Annotated in this window: 26 protein-coding genes; 3 read left to right on the top strand and 23 right to left on the bottom strand. The window is 60.4% G+C overall.

The genetic code is table 11. The features are described 5' to 3' along the window. Positions 1 to 135: 135 nt before the first annotated feature. From gdhA to B5G12_RS00015, 3 genes are all read right to left on the bottom strand, one after another. Positions 136 to 1488: an NADP-specific glutamate dehydrogenase gene (gene gdhA / locus B5G12_RS00005; protein ID WP_087322594.1), complete on the bottom strand. Its 1353-nt coding sequence runs from the start codon at positions 1486 to 1488 to the stop codon at positions 136 to 138. Between the two features lie 566 nt (positions 1489 to 2054). After that, positions 2055 to 2807 (bottom strand): class I SAM-dependent methyltransferase, encoded by a 753-nt coding sequence (locus B5G12_RS00010; RefSeq protein WP_087322596.1) that lies wholly within the window; start codon positions 2805 to 2807, stop codon positions 2055 to 2057. Positions 2808 to 2834: 27 nt separating this feature from the next. Further along, a complete protein-coding gene (locus B5G12_RS00015) occupies positions 2835 to 3665 on the bottom strand; it encodes an Mrp/NBP35 family ATP-binding protein (RefSeq protein ID WP_087322599.1) in 831 nt (276 codons plus the stop codon). Between the two features lie 152 nt (positions 3666 to 3817). Here B5G12_RS00015 and B5G12_RS00020 point away from each other — a divergent pair, with 152 nt between their 5' ends. Further along, on the top strand, positions 3818 to 5368 hold the full coding sequence (locus B5G12_RS00020) for an oligosaccharide flippase family protein (RefSeq protein WP_087322602.1): 1551 nt from the start codon (positions 3818 to 3820) through the stop codon (positions 5366 to 5368). 136 nt (positions 5369 to 5504) lie between these two features. On the opposite strand, the gene B5G12_RS00025 is transcribed toward B5G12_RS00020, so the two are convergent. The 3 genes from B5G12_RS00025 to B5G12_RS00035 form a co-directional block, all read right to left on the bottom strand. Then, the gene (locus B5G12_RS00025; protein WP_087322606.1) at positions 5505 to 6545 is read right to left on the bottom strand and encodes an IS30 family transposase; all 1041 of its coding nucleotides are present in this window, start codon (positions 6543 to 6545) and stop codon (positions 5505 to 5507) included. Positions 6546 to 6602: 57 nt separating this feature from the next. Next, on the bottom strand, positions 6603 to 6851 hold the full coding sequence (locus B5G12_RS00030; RefSeq protein ID WP_087322609.1) for a helix-turn-helix domain-containing protein: 249 nt from the start codon (positions 6849 to 6851) through the stop codon (positions 6603 to 6605). Positions 6852 to 6941: 90 nt separating this feature from the next. Next, positions 6942 to 7232, bottom strand: coding sequence for a helix-turn-helix domain-containing protein (locus B5G12_RS00035; RefSeq protein WP_079700423.1), 291 nt, complete (start codon positions 7230 to 7232; stop codon positions 6942 to 6944). 124 nt (positions 7233 to 7356) lie between these two features. Between B5G12_RS00035 and B5G12_RS00040 the strand changes: the two genes are divergently transcribed. Continuing rightward, complete coding sequence (locus B5G12_RS00040) at positions 7357 to 7623, top strand: hypothetical protein (RefSeq protein ID WP_079699094.1); 267 nt, start codon at positions 7357 to 7359, stop codon at positions 7621 to 7623. A 16-nt stretch (positions 7624 to 7639) separates the two neighbouring features. Then, complete coding sequence (locus B5G12_RS00045) at positions 7640 to 8032, top strand: hypothetical protein (RefSeq protein ID WP_087322611.1); 393 nt, start codon at positions 7640 to 7642, stop codon at positions 8030 to 8032. A 52-nt stretch (positions 8033 to 8084) separates the two neighbouring features. Here B5G12_RS00045 and B5G12_RS00050 read toward each other — a convergent pair whose 3' ends face one another. The 17 genes from B5G12_RS00050 to B5G12_RS00125 all read right to left on the bottom strand — a co-directional run bounded on the left by B5G12_RS00050 (position 8085) and on the right by B5G12_RS00125 (position 19481). Beyond that, the gene (locus tag B5G12_RS00050; RefSeq protein ID WP_079699096.1) at positions 8085 to 8399 is read right to left on the bottom strand and encodes a hypothetical protein; all 315 of its coding nucleotides are present in this window, start codon (positions 8397 to 8399) and stop codon (positions 8085 to 8087) included. A gap of 23 nt (positions 8400 to 8422) precedes the next feature. Next, entirely contained in the window at positions 8423 to 9448 is a 1026-nt protein-coding gene (locus B5G12_RS14735; protein WP_204245639.1) for a hypothetical protein, read from the bottom strand. Between the two features lie 17 nt (positions 9449 to 9465). Then, positions 9466 to 9711 carry a hypothetical protein gene (locus B5G12_RS00060; RefSeq protein ID WP_079699098.1) on the bottom strand — a complete coding sequence of 82 codons (246 nt, stop codon included), beginning with the start codon at positions 9709 to 9711 and terminating at the stop codon, positions 9466 to 9468. Positions 9712 to 9826: 115 nt separating this feature from the next. Beyond that, positions 9827 to 10159 carry a serine/threonine protein kinase gene (locus B5G12_RS00065; protein ID WP_087322614.1) on the bottom strand — a complete coding sequence of 111 codons (333 nt, stop codon included), beginning with the start codon at positions 10157 to 10159 and terminating at the stop codon, positions 9827 to 9829. A 72-nt stretch (positions 10160 to 10231) separates the two neighbouring features. Continuing rightward, on the bottom strand, positions 10232 to 10348 hold the full coding sequence (locus B5G12_RS15040; RefSeq protein WP_343214642.1) for a CD1375 family protein: 117 nt from the start codon (positions 10346 to 10348) through the stop codon (positions 10232 to 10234). Between the two features lie 49 nt (positions 10349 to 10397). Then, positions 10398 to 10511, bottom strand: coding sequence for a CD1375 family protein (locus B5G12_RS15045; RefSeq protein WP_275532632.1), 114 nt, complete (start codon positions 10509 to 10511; stop codon positions 10398 to 10400). 3 nt (positions 10512 to 10514) lie between these two features. Further along, entirely contained in the window at positions 10515 to 10694 is a 180-nt protein-coding gene (locus B5G12_RS00070) for a hypothetical protein (RefSeq protein WP_087322617.1), read from the bottom strand. Next, on the bottom strand, positions 10694 to 12502 hold the full coding sequence (locus B5G12_RS00075) for a DUF6273 domain-containing protein (protein ID WP_087322620.1): 1809 nt from the start codon (positions 12500 to 12502) through the stop codon (positions 10694 to 10696). The genes B5G12_RS00070 and B5G12_RS00075 overlap by 1 nt, the downstream gene beginning before the upstream one ends. Next, positions 12502 to 13530, bottom strand: coding sequence for a reverse transcriptase/maturase family protein (locus tag B5G12_RS00080; protein ID WP_242955872.1), 1029 nt, complete (start codon positions 13528 to 13530; stop codon positions 12502 to 12504). The genes B5G12_RS00075 and B5G12_RS00080 overlap by 1 nt, the downstream gene beginning before the upstream one ends. 404 nt (positions 13531 to 13934) lie before the next feature. Continuing rightward, complete coding sequence (locus tag B5G12_RS00090; RefSeq protein WP_079699103.1) at positions 13935 to 14483, bottom strand: four helix bundle protein; 549 nt, start codon at positions 14481 to 14483, stop codon at positions 13935 to 13937. Further along, a complete protein-coding gene (locus B5G12_RS00095) occupies positions 14483 to 15220 on the bottom strand; it encodes a phage tail-collar fiber domain-containing protein (RefSeq protein WP_158098265.1) in 738 nt (245 codons plus the stop codon). Before B5G12_RS00095 ends, B5G12_RS00090 begins: the two co-directional genes overlap by 1 nt. Then, the gene (locus B5G12_RS00100) at positions 15213 to 15854 is read right to left on the bottom strand and encodes a putative phage tail protein (protein WP_087322633.1); all 642 of its coding nucleotides are present in this window, start codon (positions 15852 to 15854) and stop codon (positions 15213 to 15215) included. Before B5G12_RS00100 ends, B5G12_RS00095 begins: the two co-directional genes overlap by 8 nt. Next, positions 15847 to 17070, bottom strand: a complete 1224-nt coding sequence (locus tag B5G12_RS00105; protein ID WP_087322636.1) for a baseplate J/gp47 family protein — start codon at positions 17068 to 17070, stop codon at positions 15847 to 15849. Before B5G12_RS00105 ends, B5G12_RS00100 begins: the two co-directional genes overlap by 8 nt. Beyond that, positions 17071 to 17481: a DUF2634 domain-containing protein gene (locus tag B5G12_RS00110; protein WP_087322638.1), complete on the bottom strand. Its 411-nt coding sequence runs from the start codon at positions 17479 to 17481 to the stop codon at positions 17071 to 17073. Next, positions 17481 to 17885 carry a DUF2577 domain-containing protein gene (locus tag B5G12_RS00115; protein ID WP_242955873.1) on the bottom strand — a complete coding sequence of 135 codons (405 nt, stop codon included), beginning with the start codon at positions 17883 to 17885 and terminating at the stop codon, positions 17481 to 17483. Before B5G12_RS00115 ends, B5G12_RS00110 begins: the two co-directional genes overlap by 1 nt. Next, positions 17875 to 18840 carry an XkdQ/YqbQ family protein gene (locus tag B5G12_RS00120; protein ID WP_087322640.1) on the bottom strand — a complete coding sequence of 322 codons (966 nt, stop codon included), beginning with the start codon at positions 18838 to 18840 and terminating at the stop codon, positions 17875 to 17877. Before B5G12_RS00120 ends, B5G12_RS00115 begins: the two co-directional genes overlap by 11 nt. Beyond that, positions 18837 to 19481 carry a LysM peptidoglycan-binding domain-containing protein gene (locus tag B5G12_RS00125; protein ID WP_087322643.1) on the bottom strand — a complete coding sequence of 215 codons (645 nt, stop codon included), beginning with the start codon at positions 19479 to 19481 and terminating at the stop codon, positions 18837 to 18839. The genes B5G12_RS00120 and B5G12_RS00125 overlap by 4 nt, the downstream gene beginning before the upstream one ends. Positions 19482 to 19542 lie beyond the last annotated feature (61 nt).

A 19542-nucleotide genomic window follows, 5' to 3' on the forward strand; every position in this document is an offset into this window, starting at 1 on the left:
GTATACCTTTCCAAACACCCAAAACGAAGCGGCCCCCGGCTCTGTACAGGCAGAGACAGGGGCCGCTTTTGACACAAAAACCCCCGGCCTTCTCGCTGGGAGAAAGCCGGGGGCGTTCTGGATGCGGGGACAGACTTAGTAGGTGATGCCCTGGGCCAGCATGGCGGCAGCCACCTTCAGGAAGCCGGCGCAGTTGGCGCCCACCATCAGGTTGCCCTCCTGGCCCACTTCCTTGGAAGCGTCGTAGCTGGCGTGGAAGATGCCCTCCATGATGCCCTTCAGCTTGGCGTCCACTTCCTCAAAGGACCAGCTCAGACGCTCGCTGTTCTGGCTCATCTCCAGACCGGAGGTGGTCACGCCGCCGGCGTTGGTGGCCTTGGCGGGTCCGTACAGCACGCCGTTGGACAGATAGACCTCGATGGCCTCGGGGGTGCTGGGCATATTGGCGCCCTCGCACACCACGGTGCAGCCGTTCTTCACCAGGATCTCAGCGGATGCCTTGTTGATCTCGTTCTGGGTGGCGCAGGGCAGCGCGATGTCGCAGGGGGTCTCCCAGATGCGGGTGCAGTCGGCCACATAGGTGGCGCCGGGGTGGGTCTCGGCGTACTCCTTGATGCGGCCGCGGCGGACCTCCTTCAGATCCTTGACGTAAGCCAGGTCGATGCCGTTGGGGTCGTAGACGTAGCCGTTGGAGTCGCTCATGGTGACCACCTTGCCGCCCAGCTGGGTGGCCTTTTCGCAGGCGTAGATGGCCACGTTGCCCGAGCCGGAGATGACCACCGTCTTGCCGGCAAAGCTGTCGTTGCGCATGCACTTGAGGGCCTCGGCGGTGAAGTAGCACAGGCCGTAGCCGGTGGCCTCGGTGCGCACCAGGCTGCCGCCGAAGGTCAGGCCCTTGCCGGTGATCATGCCGCCCTGGAAGCTGTTGGTCAGGCGCTTGTACTGGCCGAACATATAGCCGACCTCGCGGCCGCCTACGCCGATGTCGCCGGCGGGGCAGTCGGTGAACTGGCCGATGTGGCGGTACAGCTCGGTCATGAAGCTCTGGCAGAACCGCATGACTTCCATATCGCTCTTGCCCTTGGGGTCAAAGTCGGAACCGCCCTTGCCGCCGCCCATGGGCAGGGTGGTCAGGCTGTTCTTGAAGATCTGCTCAAAGCCCAGGAATTTCAGGATGCTCTGGTTGACCGAGGGATGGAACCGCAGGCCGCCCTTGTAGGGGCCGATGGCGCTGTTGAACTGCACGCGGTAACCGCGGTTGACCTGCACCTTGCCCTGGTCGTCCACCCAGGGCACACGGAAGGTGATGATCCGCTCGGGCTCCACCAGCCGCTCAATCAGGCCGGCCTTCTCGTATTCGGGGTGCTTTTCCACCAGGGGCTGGATGCTCTCCAGCACCTCGATGACCGCCTGCAAAAACTCAGGCTCGTGGGCGTTGCGCTGTGCCAGGCCCTCATAGACCCGCTTCAGGTATTCATTCGTCAGCATTGCATTTGCTCTCCTTTCCCAGATGCAGGGCATACAAAACGCAGCTCCTGTGCACTTGACAGAAGCTGCCCTGTGCACGTCCTTGTGCGTTGCATCCCCGATTCTTACACCAGACTTTGCGTGAAAGCTGGCCGTTCCCTCTTGCAAGGTACTTTATTATTATAAAGCATTTGGAAAAAGTTTTCAATAGAAAATCTGCCTCCCGGATTAAAAAAACAGAATAAAATGCAAAAGCACTTCACAAAAGCAAAAATGGAACCCAAAAAGAAAAGTCTGCTTCACAATGTAAAGCAGACTGGAGCGTGTCGCGAAAGCGACACGCTCCAGGGGGAACCCATTTCTGCCCGCAGCCGCGGGTCAGAAATTCCTTCCCCCTGGTATCCCCCTGGGGACAAAATTTAGCGCTGAACCGCGCACTCGCCGCAAAGCGGCTCGCACACTCTCAGCGCTAAATTTCCCTGTATGTGTCCTGTCCATCCGCACATGTCGGCTGGACAGGACTTTTTTGGCAGTCTGACAGCTTCTTCACAATGTAAAGAAGACGGGAAGTTGGAAAGCCGGCGCGGTCACAGGGGCTTGACGGCCCGCACGGCGATGAAACAGGGGATGCCCATTTCATGCAGGCGGCCGGCGCCGTTGGTGTCCTCGTAGAGGGCGGCAAGGCAGAAGCCCGCGGCCAGCTGGCCGCCCAGCTGCTCCTCCATGGTGTGGGAGAACTGGACGCCGCCGTCGTTTTCCTGCAGCTCACGCATCTGGTCGGGGTTTTTCAGGGGATTGAAGGGGAGGCTGTTGACCACCCGCTCCTCGGCCTCGTCCACCGTGTAGCCGAAACCGTTGTCGTAGCCCCCCAGCAGCGCCCCGCCGGGCTTGAGCACCCGGTAGCACTCCCGGAAAATGGGCTCCACCTTCTCCACATAGCAGTTGGAGACGGGATGGAAGATCAGATCGAAGCTGTCATCCGGAAAGGGGAGGGGCTTTGTCATATCGGCCCGCACGATTTGGACCGCATAGCCCTCCCGCCGGGCCACCATCCGCTCGCTTTCCAGCTGCTTTTCGGAGTAGTCCAGTACGGTGCACTCGGCCCCCAGCGCCGTCAGAATGGGGATCTGCTGGCCTCCGCCGCTGGCAAGGCCCAGCACCTTTTTGCCCCGCAGGTCGCCGAACCAGTCGTGAGGGACCGGTTTGGTGGGGGTCAAAAGCAGGTCCCAACGGCCTTCCAGCGCGTCGGCGAACTGCTGGTGGGTGATGGGGATGCCCCATTCCCAGCCGGTCTCCACCCAGCGGTCAACAGCCCGGGCGTTTATGCTTTGGTAGTCCATAGGGACCCTCCTTTCCGTGAGGCGGCTTTACTTGAGCAGGCTTTCCACTGCGTCGGCGGCGCCTTCCAGGACCTGGCCGCCGTAGGCCTCGATCCGGCCTGCGTCCGCCAGCTGGGCCAGCTGGGGATCGATGGGCATTTTGGACAGGACCTTCAGGCCATGCTTGGCGGCGATCTCATCCACATGGCTGTCCCCGAACAGGGAGATGTGTTTGCCGCAGTCGGGGCAGACCAGGTAGCTCATGTTTTCCACGATGCCCAGAATGGGAATGTTCATCATCTGGGCCATGTTGACCGCCTTGGCCACGATCATGCTGACCAGTTCCTGGGGGCTGGCCACCACGATGATGCCGTCCACCGGCAGGCTCTGGAAAACGGTCAGGGGCACGTCGCCGGTGCCCGGGGGCATATCCACAAAGAGGAAATCGACGTCCTTCCAGACCACGTCGGTCCAGAACTGCTTGACCGCCCCGGCAATGACCGGGCCGCGCCAGACCACAGGGTCTTCCTCGTTCTCGACCAGCAGGTTGATGCTCATGACGTCGATGCCCATCCGGCTCTGGATGGGCCAGCAGCCCTGGCTGTCGGCCATGGCCCGGCCATGGATGCCAAACAGCTTGGGGATGGACGGGCCGGTGATGTCGGCGTCCAGGATACCGCAGCGGTAGCCGCGGCGGCGCATGGCGCAGGCCAGCAGGGCACTGGTCATGCTCTTGCCGACGCCGCCCTTGCCGGACACCACGCCGATGACCTTTTTGACGCTGCTGTTGGGGTTGGGCGCCTCATGCTGGGGCGCCTGCTGCCGGGAAGGGCAGTCCGCCCCGCAGCTGGAACAATCATGGGTGCATTCTTGGCTCATTCTCTCATGCGCCCGCAGATGGTGGGCGCTACCTCCTGTTCAATTTGGTATGATGGCTTGCCACATTATAATAGCACAAACCCGGGCGAGATACAAGGCGGGGCATACCCGGGCCGGAGCGGGCATACGTTATCGGGAAGGAGGGATGCGCCGTGCGGCAGAGTTATCTCAAAAATGCGGCCCTGCTGACCGTGTCCGACGTGGCCTTGCGGCTGGCGGGCATGGGGCTGCGGATCTATCTGGCCAACGCCCTGGGAGGCGAGGGGATGGGGCTGTACCAGCTGGTGCTGGCGGTCTATTCGCTGTTCGTCACCCTGGCTACGTCGGGCGTGTCGGTGGCCTCCACCCGGCTGATGGCCGAGGAGCTGGCCTGCAGCCGCCCCCGGGCCCGCGGGATGCTGGCCCGGCTGTGCGGTGTGGCCCTGGCGCTGGGACTGGCGGCCATGGCGGGGCAGTGGTGCCTGGCCGGCCCGGCGGCCCGGTGGTGGCTGGGGGATGTGCGCGGGGCCCGGGCCCTGCGTGCGGCCGCCCTGGGGATGCCCTTTATGGCGGTGGCGTCGGTGCTGCGCGGCTTTTTTATCGCCCGTGGGCAGGTAGGACCCAACGTCGCCAGCCAGCTGGCCGAACAGGCGTTCCGCATCGGGGTGATGGTGGCCGCCCTGGAGGCCACCGAAGGGCTGGACGTGGGGACCCGGTGCGCGGTGGTGCTGGGGGCCACGGCGGCAGGGGAGGCCCTGTCGGCCGCCCTGATGGCCGTATTCTGCCGGCGCGCCGCCCCGGAAGCCTTTGGCCATGACCGGGCGCAGCCTCCACAGGCCGCAGCCCGCCGCATCTGGGAGATCCTCTGGCCGGTGGAGGGAGGCCGGTGCCTGGCCAGCGCCCTGCACACCGCCGAGAATATGCTGGTGCCCGCCTGCCTGGCGGTCTACCTGGGACAGCGCAGCACAGCCCTGGCCCAGTACGGCACCCTGAAAGGGATGGCCCTGCCGCTGGTCAACTTCCCCTTTGGGCTGCTGGGCAGCCTGGGGGTGTTGCTGATGCCCGAGATCACCCGGGCCCATATCCGGGCAAACCGGTCCCGCCTGACAAGCCTGCTGCGGAGGATGCTGCGTCTGACCGTCTATTTTTCGGCCTTTGTGGGGATGGTGTTCTGGGTGTGGGGACAGCCTTTGGGCCTTGTGCTGTACGGCAGCCGGGAGGCGGGGGCCTATTTGGAGATCCTGGCCCCGGCCCTGCCCCTGCTCTACCTGGAAAGCATGGTGGACAACGCCATGAAGGGGATCGGGGAGCAGCGGGCGGCTTTCCGGTACAGCGTGTGGGACTCGATGCTGCGGATCGGGGCGGTGGTCCTGCTGCTGCCCCGGCAGGGGATGCGGGGGTTCCTGCTGGTGATCCTGCTGTCCAGCCTGTTCACCTGCGCGGCCAACACCCGGCGGCTGCTGGCTGCGGCGGGCATCCGGGTGGACCTGGCCCGCTGGCTGGCAGGGCCTCTTGGGGCGGCGGCCGCCGCCGGGGCCGCGGGCTGGGGGCTGCGCCGGGCGCTGGCCCCCCTTCTGTCCGCCGGGCAGGGGATGCAGCTGCTGGCTTTGGCCCTGGGCGGGGCGGGCATGGGGGCGGTGTGTCTGGCCGCCGGCTGGCCCTTCGGACTGGGGGCCGAGATACGGGCGGCCTGCCGCGGCGGAAGAAACGCTAAAAGTCAATAGAAATTTGCATAAGTCAAGAAAAAACGGCAATCAGCACAAATAAAAAGCACCATTATTGGGCGATTTCACAACAAAACAACATGGCAAGCCAGCCGGATGGGGTCAAGCCCATTCGGCTGGCTTGCTTTATGCGCCGTCAAGCGGACAGGAGCTCTTTCTCAAAGAGCATGGCCGCCGATTTCCACCCCAGCAGCTTGCGGGGGTAGTTGTTCACCCACCTCTCTGCCGCTCTCACCTCCTCCGGCTTTACGGTGTCAAAGCTGGTGCCCTTGGGGAAAAACCGTCTAATCAGTCTGTTCATGTTCTCATTGGACCCCCGCTCAAAGGCGCTGTATGGGTGGCAGAAAAACACAATGGTCCGCTTGCCCTTGCGCCGGTGGGCGGCCTCGATGCCCTCGAAGTCTTGAAACTCACAGCCATTGTCCACCGTGATGCTCTTGAACAGCTTATAGAACAGCTTGCCAAAACGGCGCTCCAGGCTGTTGATGGCCTTGACTACGCTGGCCGCCGTGTGGTCCTCCAGCAGCATCACAATGCCCATACGGGTCCGGCGCTCGGTGAGGACCAGGAGGGCCTTTTTGGAGCCCTTGCACCCCATGATACTGTCCATTTCCCAATGCCCAAAACTGCCCCGGCCCTTGACCTCCTGGGGGCGGTTTTCAATGCTCTTGCCGTTGGAGCTCCGGGCGGCCTGCCGCTTGCTCTTGGCGGCGTAGTGGCGGCGGCCCTTGTTGTGCAGGTGCTCCGGGGTGAGGTGGAGGAACACATCCCCACGGTAGATGTAATTATAGAGCGTGTTCTCACATATCACGGTGTCATAGACTTCCCCGTTGTTTCGGATTTCCGCAAGGGCGGCTCCGGGGGCAAAGCCCTGGACCATGACCAGCTCCTCCAGCCGCCGGGCCAGGGCGTGGTCCTTGCCAATCTTGAGGTCCCGGCCCTTGTCCTTGAGAAAGTCCTTGTATTTCCGCTCCGCCACCTCCGGGCAGTAAACCTCAATAAACTCATATTCGGAGGTCTGCTGGACACAGAGGCCCCGGTTGATTTCATAGTAGATGGACCGCTCACATTTGCCCAGAGCGCTGGCAATGGCGGCCTTGGTAAATCCTTTTTTGAGCATCCGCTCCAGGGTCAAGCGTTGGTCCCAGGTGAAATGCTTGGCGTCCTTGTGGTTCATGCTGCACCTCCAGAAATAAGAAAAGCGGGGCGTTTCCGCCCCGCTCCGATCTGCCGTTTATGCCGCCGTGTACTGCTCCAGCAGCTTGACCGTTTCCTCATCCGTCAAGATGTCCCCCAGCTTGCAGTCAAGGGCAAGACAGAGTTTCAAGAGCGTGGCCAGCTTGGCTCCGTTGAGGTCCTTGGCCCCCTGCTCATAGCATTGGAGCGTCCGCACATTTAGGCCGGTAGCGCTGGCCAGTTGGGATTGAGAGAGCCCGGCGTCCAGGCGGGCATTTTGCAGTTTGCTGTTTTTCTTGGTGTCCATCACGCTCACCTCCGTTGTGCCCTCATTATACTACTTTAGTTGTATAGTGTCAAGAAAAAATTTGAGGCCCGGATTGTTCCGGGCCCCTGTTTATTCATCGGCCTTGTGTTGCCTCAGCCGGTCTGCCAGCTCCGCAAGGATGGCCACATCCCGCTCATCCAGGCCGGTCACATTCACAGTGTTCAAGGGCTCCACGCCCAGCAGGTAGTCCGTGGACACAGAGAACAGCCGGGCCAGGTCCACCAGGGATGCCGGGGACGGTGTAGAAAGTCCCTGCTCCCAGGAGTTGACGCCGTTCCTGGTTATACTCAGCCGCCGGGCAAGGTCTGCTTGGGTCCAGCCCCGTGCCTGCCGGAGTTCTTTTATTCGTTCTGCTATCACCAGCATCACCTCCACAATGTAAATTATAGTGTGCTCGTTTGACTTGTCATTGTCACTTTAGGCTCCAATACTTGACACAGTGGCGGTGAAACCGTACAATGGAAGTGCAAAGGAGGCGGTGCCATTGTTCACGGAGGATGAAAAGCGTTTCCTTGATGCGCTTGAGGCCGCCCTGGTGGCGGCCAGAAAGAGCCCGGCGGTGAATATCACCCGCATGGCAGACAAGGCGCTTTCCGTGCGTTCTCGACACGGCTATTTAGGTAAAATCAAGTTGCAGGGCCGGAAAACATGGATGCAGTACATGACCAGCCTTTACAACGCAGAGGTGGCGGAAAACCGCCCACTTGAGGAATACATCCAGCTCCTCAAGTATTGGGTGCGGGCCGCTTGAACAGGAGGGCATTGAGATGTTTGGCAGAAAGAAAAAGGACCTCCCGGCGGGGGCCCGCATGATGCACTATGAGGGCTTGCGGGGCTTTTCCCAGGACGGCCCCTGTTTCATGGAGCGGACGGAGGCGGGGCTGGTGTTCCGGCAGACAAACGGCCCGGCGGCCACCCTCCCGCTGGAAAAGGTGACAGGCCTGGAGATGATGCCGGAGCGCAATTTCATGGCCCGGTATCACGGCACGACGGCCACCACGGCCTATGGCAAGGCGGTCAAGTGGTTTGCCGTGTTCCACTACACCACCCAGGAGGGGGAGCGGATGCTGGCGCTCTGGTACACAGAGCCCAAAACCGGCAGCGTCCTCCGGGAGCTGGCCGCCCAGATCGGAGCGGCCACCCAGGACTACACCCTGTAAAAGAGCATAAAAAAAGAGCCGGAGAGGTGTGACCCTCTCCGGCTCTCTTGCGTCATTCGGTCTTTTTCTGGTCAAGCTGGGCAATGGCCTCTTTCAGTTTATCAAAGCCAAACATTGCGGCATAGGCCACGAAAAAGCCCAGGACCACAGCGCCCACCACCGTGTACCAGACAATGGCCACGCCCTTGATTTCACAGTAGGCGAAAAAGGCCGCCAGGGTGAGGGCCATGGCGATGAGCACCGCCAGGATGTTGGTGGGCAGCTTGTCCCAGGTGAGCTTTTTGAGCACCTGCACCACAATGTTGGTGACAATCACCAGGACGCCCACGATGCTGAGAATAACGGACCAGTCAAAAATGCTTTCCATGATTTTATCCTCCCTTTTCTATGTTACCCCACCAGGGTGAGGTCCTTGCTGTTGACGGCGGCAGTCACCACGCCATTCTGGCCGATGACCACCCGGTCACCGTCCACCTGGATGACGGTGTAGGTGTTGGTGTAGACGAAAGAGGCCAGGCCGCCGCCGGTGTAGGTCTTGGCCCCCTTGTTGACCTTGACCTTGGAGCCCACGGTGATGCCGCCCTCCACCTGGATGTCAGCGGCGTCCACCCAGCCGTAGACGGTGGAGCCGCCGCCGGGCACCTTGATGAGGTGGTAGGGGTGCTTGGCGTTCCCGGCCATGGCGGTGACCTTGGCCTTGCCAGGCTTGCAGGCGGAGCCGTTGAGGGCGTTGGAGCTCACATAATGCTTGTTGCCGGTAAAGGTCACAGTGTCGCCCACACAGGCCCCCACGGTGCCCTCAGAGGGCTTGCTGGGCTGGGTGGTGCCCTGGGACCCGCCGCCGGTAGAGGCCCCGGTGTAGTCCACATAGGGCAGCTTGCCGTGCTTGGTCCATCGGCGGGTATTGTAGCCCGCCTTGGAGCCGATGTTGCCCACGGCGGTGATTTGCACCTTGTTCTCCCACTTGGGGCTGCACTCCACCGCCAGGCCGTCCCCGATGTAGATGCCGATGTGCCCGGACATCCAGACGGCCTCACCGATGACCATATCATCCCAGCCGGTGGTGCTCACCCCGGTGCATTTGGTAATCATGGTATCAGCGCCGATGTCCGGCACCCCGTTGATGGCGTAGCCCGCCCCGCCGTAGGTCCGGGAGGCGTCCCCGTCCCAGCCCCAGAGGATGCCCTTGATGAGGCACACGCAGTCAAAGCCGAAAACGGGCGGGCTCTGGTTGGCCGCCGCCTTAATCATGGCGGTGCGGGTGGCGTTCTTGTTGTAGGAGTGGTTGTTGCAGTAGCGGCTCACATTGGAGCCGGTGAGGGGGGCCCCAAAGCACCCCATCACATACAAGGTCTTGTAGTTCTTGGCGATGTCCACGGCCTTGTCCACAAAGGCCTTGGCGGTCATTTTACTCATTGAAAACGCTCCTTTACTCAGTCTTTCAGCACGATTTCCGCCACACGGACAGCGACATCCGCCCCGTACTTGTCCGCAAACTGCTTGAGAAACCGCTGGGCATATTTGGCCCGGTTTTCGTTTTTGGCTTTCCAGAAATAGAAACCGCCCCAGGCCCCGTTGGTCAAAAGGGAGGCCCCGGCCAGGCCTGCCAGGGCCGTGACATCAAAGCCCAGGTAGTTGGTGACGATGGTGGCCACGCAAAGCAGGACAGAAATAGTCACATGGGCCCAGAGCAGCTTTTTTGAGGTGTCTATTTTTCATGCCCTCCTCTCCAGTCCCGCCAGAGGATTTCCACCATGCCCAGCAGGGCAAGGAAAAACAGCCGCATGGCGGGCCTCAATAAATGGCCTTGACGCCTTGCTCGGTCAAAAAATCCTTTTGGGCATGTTTGACTTTGCGGGCGTATTCAAGGGCGGCGTGCATGTCCCCGTTGCAATGTGCATCCGGGATGCGCTGGACGGCCACGGCGGTGGCCTCAGCCAGCGCCAGGGCCGCCCTGGTGTTCTGTATCAGCAGGACCTCATTTTTCTCACGGGCGGCCTCCCGCTTATCTCGGATTTCCTCCCGCTTGGCCATTTTGCGCTGGAGTATCCAGAGCCCCAGGGAGGTGATGGCCGTGGGGATGCCCAGCAAAGTGAGCAGGCCGCCCAAAGAAAGTTCAATAACCATGTAGGCTTTCTCCTTTACAAAATGGAAAAGGGGCTGTTTTGCAACAGCCCCTTTTCGCTTGGTTTGGAGGACTTAGACCTCCACCTCCAGAGCCACCAGGATTTCCTCCACCTGGCTCTTGATGAGGCTGGGCACCTGCTCAATAGTCTTGAGCCCCTTAACGATGAGGGTAGCGTACACAACGGCCATACATTCCACCTCCTTTCTCAACAGGATATATAGCAATAACTCACGGAGCTTACACATGGCTGTTCTCCGCAAGCAAAGCCTCCACATCATCCCGGAGCTGAGCCGGGACATCATCCAGGGTCTTGAGGCCCTTTTTGATTAGATCGGCATAGACCTTTGCCATGTCTTACACACCTCCCAAAATCAGCTCATAGACTTCACAGAGCGCAAGCTGGGTGTCAGTCAGCTGAGTTTCCGCCGCTGTCACCTTTTGCCGCAGCTCCTCATTTTCTTGGGTCAGCTCCTCAATGGATTTCTGCCGGTTGTGCAGGTCCTTGAGGCTCACCTTGTTCACTTTCACGCCCATTACTGAAAAGCACCTCCGATGTTAGTGATGTAGCCGCCGGTGTTGCTGCTCCCCCGGCTCACGGTCAACTTAAAGTTAAACGCAAAGCCGTTGGTGGCGGTCTTGTTGGTGAAAATGTGGTTGTTGCCGTTCTTAATGTCGGCGGTGGCGTCCTCCCAGACCGGCTCATCATCCAGGGCGTTGTTGGTCACCAGGACCTCCAGGTCTGCATCACCGGGGATGGAGCCCAGGATGTTGAGCACCATGACGGTGATGGTGTCATCGGCGTCAATGGGCTCTGCCATCGTGATGGAGGCCTCATAGACCGCCTTGGTAAAGGTCACGGTGTAGGGGGTGCTGTCCGCCTTGCCGTCATTGGCCACCACCTTGATGGTGTGGGCACCGTTGAGGACTTTCTGCCAGTTGGCGGCGGTGACACACTGGACCGTGTTGCTCTGCCCCAGGGTGGCGGTGTAGGTCCGCTTGAGCACATTGTCCAGGTATTCTTTCACCGTCACGGTGTCGCTGTCAGCGTCCGTCACCGTGTAGGTCAGGTCAAAGCCGTCCTCCTTGGTCCCCAGATCGGTGCCGGAGGTCGTGGAGCTGGTGATGACCGGGATGGCGTTGTTGTCCACCGTCCGGGTTTCGCTGGTCACATAGGTGCTGGTGGCGTTGTAGCTGTCATAGGAGCGTACACGGTAGGCCACAGTGTTCCACCCGGCGGTGATGGTGTCGGTGTAGGCCAGGGCGGAGCCCTTATAGATTTGTGTCCAGGAGCCGCCGTCCACCTGCCGCTCCAGTTCATAGCCGCTGAGGTTGCCGTCACTGTCAGAGGCCGCCGTCCAGGAGATGGCCAGGTTACTGCCGCCACGGACAACAGCGGGGACGGTCAGACTGCCGGGAGCGCCGGGGGCCCGGTTGTTGGTCACCGTCACCGTGCTGCTGGTTTTCCAGCCGCTCTCAAGTCCGGCGGCGTCATAGGCCTTGACCCGGTAGGCCACGGTGTTGGTGCCAAAGGCCACGGAGTTGGTGGTGCTGGTGGCGGTGCCCTGATAGATTTGGGACCAGGAGCCGCCGTCCGTCTGGCGCTCGACAATGTAGCCCTCAAGGTTGCCCTCTGCATCCGTGGAGGTGCCCCAGCTCACGGTGATGGTGCTGCCGCCGTCAATACTGCTGGGGACGGAGATGCTGGCGGGCGTAGAGGGGGCGGTGTTCTGAAACACAGAGCCGTCATCGCTCACATAGAGGGAGGAGGGGAGAGTGAAAGCGGGGCGGGACCCGTAGGAGTCGTTGCAGCTGCCGCCGTTGACATCGCCATCGGAGCCCAGCACCCAGGCGACGCCGGCGTTGCCCGTGCTCGGGGAGCGGGTCCATTGGGTGGTGGCGCTCCCGTTGCGGTAGGCAATCCGCAGGGTGGACGCAATGGGCAGGGCGGAGCCCTCCGTGTTGGCATAGGTGTGGGATTGCCCCAGCTCAGTGAGGGACAGGGCAAAGATGGCCCGCTCCAGGGTGCCCACCGTCCAGTTGCCGTTGCCGGGGGTGTAGCGGATTTTGGTGGTGCCGATGAGGGAGCGGATGTCGGCGTCCAGCATGTTTTTGTAGGTGCTGTTAAACCAGCTATCCAGGTCGCTGCTGGCGTAGGCGTTCACATTGCCGCTGTCCCACACTCGGTCATCATAGGTGTCCTTGCGGACCACCAGCGTCCTCCCGGCCCCGTTGAGGCCGCTTTCATAGTCGTGCTTGGCAGCATAGAAGTCCACCAGCGTGCCGTTTTCTTTCAGCTTGATAATGCTGCCGGTGGACTTGTTGCCCAGGGTAGTTGTGGCCATTAGATTTCCTCCTTTAGAATGTTTTGCACACGGTCCCGCACCTGCTGGCGCAGGGACCAGGTGTTGCCGTGAGCGGCGTGGGCGTTCCAGGCCTGCCAGCTTTGCAGGATTTTCTCACGGGTCACAAGGCCCGCCGGATAGTCCTGCTCCCACCGGCGGAGCTTGGAGCGCATACGCTTGATACTGCTGTGCCGCAGCTTGCGGATGACCTTGCCCTCCTCGGTCAGATAGGTGTGAAAGCCCAGAAAATCAATCCCGTTACGGATGGGGAAAATCTGGGTTTTCTCATTGAGCTCCAGCCCCAGGCTGGCCATAAAGGCCCGGATTTCCTTGAGGCAGAATTGCAAATAGTCCTTGTCTGGGTGGATGAGGAAAAAGTCATCCATGTACCTGCCATACCAGCGGATGCGGAGCTTTTCCTTGACGAAGTGGTCAAACTCATCCAGGAACAGCATGGCAAAAAGCTGGCTGGTCTGGTAGCCCAGCGGCAGGCCGTCCGTGCTGTCTATGTAGGTACACAGCAGGTCAAAAACGATGGGCTCAAGGTCCAGCTTTTTGAGCTTTTCCTTGAGCTTGTCGTGGTCGATGGACGCAAAGAAATGCCGCACATCTGCCTTGAGGACCCAGCCCTCCGCCGTGCGGTATTTGTTCCAGTATTCCGTGAAAAATCCACGCAGCCGGTCCAGACCGAAGTGGAGCCCTTTGCCTTTCTGCGATGCGTAGTTATCCAGAATGAAACTGTTGGTGATGCGCTCATAGATGAGGTTGTCCACCAATGCGTGCTGGACCACTTTGTCAACAAAGGCCGGGGCCTGCACCAATCTCTTTTTGGGCTCGTAGACATAGAACACACGGAACAGTCCGGGCCGGTAGATTTTGGTTTGCAGGATGTAGACAAGGTTGACGATGTTGGCCAGCAGGTGGACCTCATAGTTGGCGGTGGCGGCCCTGGAGCGCTTGCCCCGTCTGGCCGCCAGGTAGGCTTTGTAGAGCACCGAAAAGGTGCATATCTCAGAGAATTTCAGCACGGGTCTTTGCACCCCTGTAAACATGCGGGCGGCCCCCTGTCATCCCGGCGGCGGGCCTCCCTCTCCTTGTGCGCCGTGTAGGTGCCGCAGGGACAGGACCAGCAGCACCCCGCCGCCTCGGTGTGCGGTGGGGTGCATCAGCGCAATGTATTTGCCTTGGTGTCAAGGCTGGATGTGACCTCCTTTGATGTGATGGATGGCGCTGCTTTCGGCTTTGGGCCTACTCGGTCGGACCTTACCATCAGAGCGGGGCGGGACCCGTTGGAGTTGTTGCAGTTGTTGTTGTTGATATTGCCATTGGAGTTCAGCCTCCAGGCGTTGTTGGTGTTGTTCGTGTTCGGGGAGGTAGAGGTAAATAAACAGGTCACACCCAAATACACGGCCTTGGTGGCCGTTGTATCCGTTTACTGAGGCCGCAGGGCCTCCGCAATTTGCAGGGCCATTTGCCCCATCTTGGCAAGCTCCTGGGCCGCCTTGGCCTCCCGGAGGGCGGCGGCACGGTTGCCGTCTGATTTCCTCCAGTTGAAAGCCTTTTGACGGACCGGGCGCACCAGCTCCGCCCAATAGTGGCATTGGTCGCCGGTGATGTACTTGCGGCCATAGCTGAGGTTGATGAGCTGCTCCATGGTCTGGCACTCGATGAGCACGCCGTCCAGGTCCTTGAGCCGCTCCTCATACTCGGTTTCAAAATAGCGGCCATTGGCGGCCTCACAGCCCTTGAGGATGCGGACGGCGCAGTCCTGGAGCTCGGCGCACAGGTGGAAAGTTTGGCTTTTGGGAAAGTGAGGCTTTCCGTCATCTTTCACCTTGTCATAGAGGAGCTTTTCCACAAGCTGGTCACCCACCATGATGTAGGCCTTGACCGGCTTGTATTCTGCCTCTTTCTGCTTGACCCGCTGGATGGTGTAGTCCAGCAGATCGGAGGCAAGAGGGATGATGTCATAGCTTGGCATTAAAACTCAATCCTCGCATAGGTTTCATTCCAGACGCCGGTGACCACCACGCCGGTGAGGGTCCCAAAGGTCACCTCAAAGCTGTTGCCGGTGACATTGGTGCCATATTTCAGCTCCAGCACGGAGAGGCGGCTGTCCAGGCCGCTGAGGTCCACACGGATGTCCGGGTGGGAGGTTTCATCGGTGTTGTGGTCATCCACGGCGTCCGTGATGTCCTGCCGGATGTCCGGGTGGCTGGCCGGGTCCGTGTTGTGTTCGGCAATGGCCTCCTCCAGGTCCTCCGGGCTCACCGTGTCCAGGGACGGGGTGATGGTAAACTCCAGCACGGAGCTGTCCACCACAACAATGTGCATGAGCATGGTGAGCCGCCCGTCCACGCCGGTGGAGATGGCCACCTTTTCCGTGTCCGGGGTGTTGCAGATGGCAATGAGGGTGCCGTCCTCATCAAAGAGGCCCATTTCACGGACAATGAAGTTGCCCACACTGTCATCAATGATGATTTTCACATCCATCATGTTGGGGACAGAGGCGTTTTGCTCGGCGGACACGATGGGCCCCCGCCACAGCTCCCTCACAAGCTCCGTCTGTTCCGTGCTGGGCAGGTAGTAGCTGCCCCCGCCGTCACCGGCGGCGGCCTGGGTGATTTTCAGCTTGGTCCCCGCCAAAATGCAGTTGGTGATGAGGGTGGACCCCGCCGTGGTTATCCTGGTGCCGTACTTTCTTTCCTGGTCAGGCATTTCCGCTTTCCTCCTGTTCGTATGGATAAATTTCAAGGGTTGCACGATACTCCAGAGGCCCGGCTCCGATGACGCCGCCGGTGCTCTCCAGCTCATTGGTCAGCAGGGGCCACAGGTCCATGTGCAGGGAGCGCTCCGTGTAGGCCCCCAGCCGGACGCCGCCGGTAGACTGCAAAAGGGCGGTCATCAAAATGTGGATGTTCTCCGGGCGGACCGTCAGCAGCATGTCAAGGATTTCCCCCGCCAGCCGGTCCGCCTCCGGCAGGACCGTGTAGTCGAGCTGGATGTCCAGGGTGTAGTCCTGGAGAGAAACAGAGTGGCCGTCCGGGCCGCACAGGCCCGCCAGCCAGTTTTTCAGCCAGCGCAGGGTGTAGGGCAATTCCAAATTCCACTTGGCCTTGATGCGGGCCTTGCGGGCCTCCAGGGTGTCCGTGTCCTTTGGAAAGAGCCGCAGCTCTTGCTCCCACACGGCCACGCCGTCCTCATCGGCGTCCTCAAGGAATTGATTGGCCAGCACCAGGGCCATGGCATCCCAGGCCAGGGAGATTTCCGGCTCATTAGCTCCGTTGATGGTCTGAAACTCCAGCACCTCCCGGAGCACCGGGGGGAGATAGTCTAAAAGGCGTCTATCCATCGGTGACCTCCCCTCTGGCCGGGATGCTGTCCGGGCCCAGGGCCAGGTTGCTCTCCTGGCCGTTGATTTTGGTGCCGCCGATGTCTGTCACCATGTTGGAGCACTCGGAGAGGATGCGGCTTTCAATCTGCGAAATGCGGACGGTCAAAAAATCGGAGCTGGCCCAATCCTGGGACAGCTCCACAAAATAGGCGTCAATGACGGCCTCCACATAGCTTTTGACGGCCTCCCAATCCCACCCGGAGGCATAGGTCAGGTGGAGCTCAATGTCCACCTCCTCCGGCGTCACGCCGGTCACATGGACCACATGGCCGATGGGGGCCAGCCCCAGGCCCTCCCCGGCGTTCTGCTCCGGGTCAATGGCGGTCTGGATTTCCTCCAGCAGCGTGGGCGTGGGGGCTTTGTAGTCGGAGGCCATGATGACCAGCTTGACCGTGCCGCCCACCGTGAGCTTTTTCTCTTTGGCCGCCGTGTAGACAGCCGTGAGCCAGGCGGCCACCGTGCCGCTCACCGTGGAGATGGTGCTGGTGTACCAGGTGTCAACGGCCTCATCCGGGATGAGGCTGGCCGGGGCTATATCGCCATTCCAGACAGGGTGGATTTTGAGGTCCCCCACGCCGTTCATGGCCAGCACCTTTTCCCGGTAGTCTGCCTGGTTGCCGCCAAAGGCCTGGGATTGAAAGCTATCCAGCACACGTTGGCGGAAAGCCTCCGTTTCCTCCTCATCATCGCCAGGGATGAGGAGCTCCACCAGTTCTGCACGGGTGAGCCCCTGCACATATTCCACCGGGATGAGGGTGCCGCCGTAGTTATTGGCCGCCGCTCCGGGGGTTTCACAGGTGACCTGGTGGCTGAGGCCGGTTTCCGTGTCCTCCTCCGGGTCCATGCGGGCGGTGACCACAAAGTTGAGGTCCTCGCAGGAGAAACGGGTCCCCACCGGGACCTCAATGTTAAACTCCGCCCGATAGACGGCGGGGCTGGCCGGGTAGGGGTCCATGTTGCGGTCATGGGCCCGCTTGATGAGGTATTCACGGGGAGCCGTGGCAATGTAGGTGGCCTGGAAAACAAAGTCCGCCGCAATGTAGAGCTGGGCCAGCTCCGCCATGGACGGGGCCACGCCGTTCATCACCATGGAGCCCTCACGCTTGTCCACCGGGGAGGTCACCCTGGAGAGCGCCCTGGCCAGCAGCGCCTCATAGGTCATGTTCTCAAACATTCAGATGTCAACCTCCTTTTCGGCGCTCACATCGCCATAGATTGTGTGGACGGTAAACCGGGCCGTGACCCAATTTCTGCCCGTTTCAAATTCCCAGCCGTCCAGGGAGGTGATGCGGTCATCCTGGAGCAGGGCCTCCGTGATGCGCCGCTTTATCTCGCTCATGGCGTAGTCTTTGGGCTTGCCTATCAGATCGGACAGCTCGGAGCCGTAGTTGCGGGAATAAATGGGGAAAGCGTAGCGCTCCACATTCAGAATGAGGTAAACGGCCTGGAGGACGGCATCCCGCTCATCCGTCATGCCTCTCACCCGGTTGCGGTCAATGTTCAGCTTGTGGGTGTAGCTGGGCTGGGTTTCCACCGCAAAGGTGATGAGGTCCAGATCATCGCCGGTGGTCGGTAGTGTGGCCATTATGTCCTCGCCTCCCATCTGCCCAGGACAATGTACTGCTGCCCCCCATCGCACCGTATCAGGATGACTTTCTCACCCATCTGGAGGGCGTTGTGGACTTTCCACTTTTTCTTGCCCTGGTATCGGTGCTTGTGGGGGGCAAAGGCGGCGTCCCCGGCCCCGCCGCTGGTTTCCTCGGTTTCGTGATACTCCGGCAAGGTGGTCATCTCCACGGTGTAATCCCTCACGGCGTCCGTGAGGATGAGCTGGGCCTCGGTCAATATCTTCTTTTGGTCAACGGTGATTTCAAGCGGAGAGGTGGAGGTCACATAGCCATAGCCCCCGCTCATGGGAGCGCCTGCCTGGACGGCCTCCACGGCGGCCTGCTTGACCAGTTTGACCAGTTGGTTAATATCAAGTGACAAAAGTACCACCTCGCATGTTTAGGTCCATCAAATGCTGCTCATTGTTGAAAGAGTGCTTGACCTGCTCCACCATGAGATAGCTGGACACATTGATGTCACCCAGCCCCAGCATGACCACCAGCAGGGTCCCGGCCCTCACCCGGATGTCCCCCAGCACATCCCGCAGCTTGAGCGTGCGGGTTTTGGTGTTGTAGAGGTCCAGCAGGGCGTCTGCCATGGCCTTGGCGTTGGTGGTGCTGTCCAGCTTTTCATAGTATTGCAGGACGCCCCATTGGTTGATGTTGGAGCTGTCCTGGGCCACAAAAATCTCCCTCGCCCCGGTGTCCTTGTTCTCATAGGAGAGCTTGATTTTGTCATAGGTCTGGGAGGCGATGGAGCTTTTATAGTCAAAGTCCCCAGCCGTGTCCTCATCTATGAGCAGGCCCAGTTTCATGCTGCCAATGTTTTTGAGGGTCAGCTTGCCCACATCGTCATACAGCACATACATCTGAGAGGTGGCCTTGAGGGTTTCGTCCAATGCGGTCTGGATGATGTCAAAGAGGGTCTGGTTGTCCTCCACCCGGCTCCCGATGGTGTAGCCGGTGTCCTCCAGGTCCCCCACATTGAGCTGGAAGTCCTCCGCAATCATGCGTATCACATCGGCGGCGGTCTTGTTGGTGTAGACATAGGTGTCCTTGTTCTTGAGGTAGTAGAGCTGGTCATAAACGGTGATTTGGATGATTTCATCCGTGCTGCCCTTGCGGGATTTCTCAAACACAAAGCCATAAAAGACGGGGGTGCCGTCCACGGAAAAACGGCACGGGTCCCCCTCTTGGAAACTCAGGCCGGGGGTCTTGACCACCTCCGCCGTGAGCTTGCCGGGCTGTCCTTGGCGTTCCCACTCAATGCTCACATTCTCCACCACGGGGGGCAGCATGATGGTCCCCTGGTGCTGTATCAGCAGCTCATAGGTCATGGGAGAGTGAGCACCTGCCCCGGATAGATGAGGTTGGGATTGCTGATTTTATCCGTGTTTGCGTTGAAAATTTTGTTGTAGTCGGCCCCGTTGCCGTAATATTTGGCGGCGATGGCCCAGAGGCTGTCACCGGCCTTGACGGTGTAGGTCTTGGCCGTGGGGGCCGTGCTGGCGTCCCGTTCCTTTTCCACCGTCACGGTGGGGGTGGTGCTCTCATCCTTGGGCTCCTCCACGGTCACCGTCTTGGTGCCGTAGTCCCGCCATTGCTTGAGGTTGACATCCACGGCCACATCCAGGCCCTTTTTGCCGTCCTCGGTGATGTTGTAGTCCTCCACACTCACCTTGATGCTGGTGTCAAAAAGCATCCCCCCGGAGGGGGCCACCCGCACCAGCATGAATTGGGTGGTTTCCTTGTTGGTTTTCATGCGCTCCAGCAGCCCCAGGTAGTAGTCCGGGGACCGGGTGCCGGTGAGCATGGGCAGGTCAAAGGGGACGGTGAGCTCCGTGAGGCCAGGGGCCCGCAGGAAATTGACCTCCCCCTCATTCAATAGGACCAGGGTTTTGTTTTTCCCCTTGATTTTCACCTGGAGCTTTTCCGGGGTGGGCCAAAGGGCCCCGCCCAGATAGCAGGTGTAGCTCATCTCAAAGCCCTCCTTTTTTTTTCCATTGGAAAAAACTCCGTGTTTCTTGCGGCGGGTAGTA

It is taken from the genome of Faecalibacterium sp. An58, from assembly GCF_002161515.1.
Classification (GTDB): Bacteria; Bacillota; Clostridia; order Oscillospirales; family Ruminococcaceae; genus Faecalibacterium; species Faecalibacterium avium.

Bases quoted from the DNA above. Each gene is read 5' to 3' on its own strand.
- B5G12_RS00045 (WP_087322611.1), top strand. From the start codon at position 7,640: ATGTTTGGCAGAAAGAAAAAGGACCTCCCGGCGGGGGCCCGCATGATG.
- B5G12_RS00105 (WP_087322636.1), bottom strand. From the start codon at position 17,070: ATGTTTGAGAACATGACCTATGAGGCGCTGCTGGCCAGGGCGCTCTCC.
- B5G12_RS00090 (WP_079699103.1), bottom strand. From the start codon at position 14,483: ATGCCAAGCTATGACATCATCCCTCTTGCCTCCGATCTGCTGGACTAC.
- B5G12_RS00075 (WP_087322620.1), bottom strand. From the start codon at position 12,502: ATGGCCACAACTACCCTGGGCAACAAGTCCACCGGCAGCATTATCAAG.
- B5G12_RS00110 (WP_087322638.1), bottom strand. From the start codon at position 17,481: ATGGCCACACTACCGACCACCGGCGATGATCTGGACCTCATCACCTTT.
- B5G12_RS00065 (WP_087322614.1), bottom strand. From the start codon at position 10,159: ATGGTTATTGAACTTTCTTTGGGCGGCCTGCTCACTTTGCTGGGCATC.
- B5G12_RS00125 (WP_087322643.1), bottom strand. From the start codon at position 19,481: ATGAGCTACACCTGCTATCTGGGCGGGGCCCTTTGGCCCACCCCGGAA.
- B5G12_RS00070 (WP_087322617.1), bottom strand. From the start codon at position 10,694: ATGGGCGTGAAAGTGAACAAGGTGAGCCTCAAGGACCTGCACAACCGG.
- B5G12_RS00015 (WP_087322599.1), bottom strand. From the start codon at position 3,665: ATGAGCCAAGAATGCACCCATGATTGTTCCAGCTGCGGGGCGGACTGC.
- B5G12_RS00030 (WP_087322609.1), bottom strand. From the start codon at position 6,851: ATGGACACCAAGAAAAACAGCAAACTGCAAAATGCCCGCCTGGACGCC.
- B5G12_RS15045 (WP_275532632.1), bottom strand. From the start codon at position 10,511: ATGGCAAAGGTCTATGCCGATCTAATCAAAAAGGGCCTCAAGACCCTG.
- B5G12_RS00010 (WP_087322596.1), bottom strand. From the start codon at position 2,807: ATGGACTACCAAAGCATAAACGCCCGGGCTGTTGACCGCTGGGTGGAG.
- B5G12_RS00095 (WP_158098265.1), bottom strand. From the start codon at position 15,220: ATGCCTGACCAGGAAAGAAAGTACGGCACCAGGATAACCACGGCGGGG.
- gdhA (WP_087322594.1), bottom strand. From the start codon at position 1,488: ATGCTGACGAATGAATACCTGAAGCGGGTCTATGAGGGCCTGGCACAG.
- B5G12_RS00050 (WP_079699096.1), bottom strand. From the start codon at position 8,399: ATGGAAAGCATTTTTGACTGGTCCGTTATTCTCAGCATCGTGGGCGTC.
- B5G12_RS00100 (WP_087322633.1), bottom strand. From the start codon at position 15,854: ATGGATAGACGCCTTTTAGACTATCTCCCCCCGGTGCTCCGGGAGGTG.
- B5G12_RS00025 (WP_087322606.1), bottom strand. From the start codon at position 6,545: ATGAACCACAAGGACGCCAAGCATTTCACCTGGGACCAACGCTTGACC.
- B5G12_RS15040 (WP_343214642.1), bottom strand. From the start codon at position 10,348: ATGGCCGTTGTGTACGCTACCCTCATCGTTAAGGGGCTCAAGACTATT.
- B5G12_RS00120 (WP_087322640.1), bottom strand. From the start codon at position 18,840: ATGACCTATGAGCTGCTGATACAGCACCAGGGGACCATCATGCTGCCC.
- B5G12_RS14735 (WP_204245639.1), bottom strand. From the start codon at position 9,448: ATGAGTAAAATGACCGCCAAGGCCTTTGTGGACAAGGCCGTGGACATC.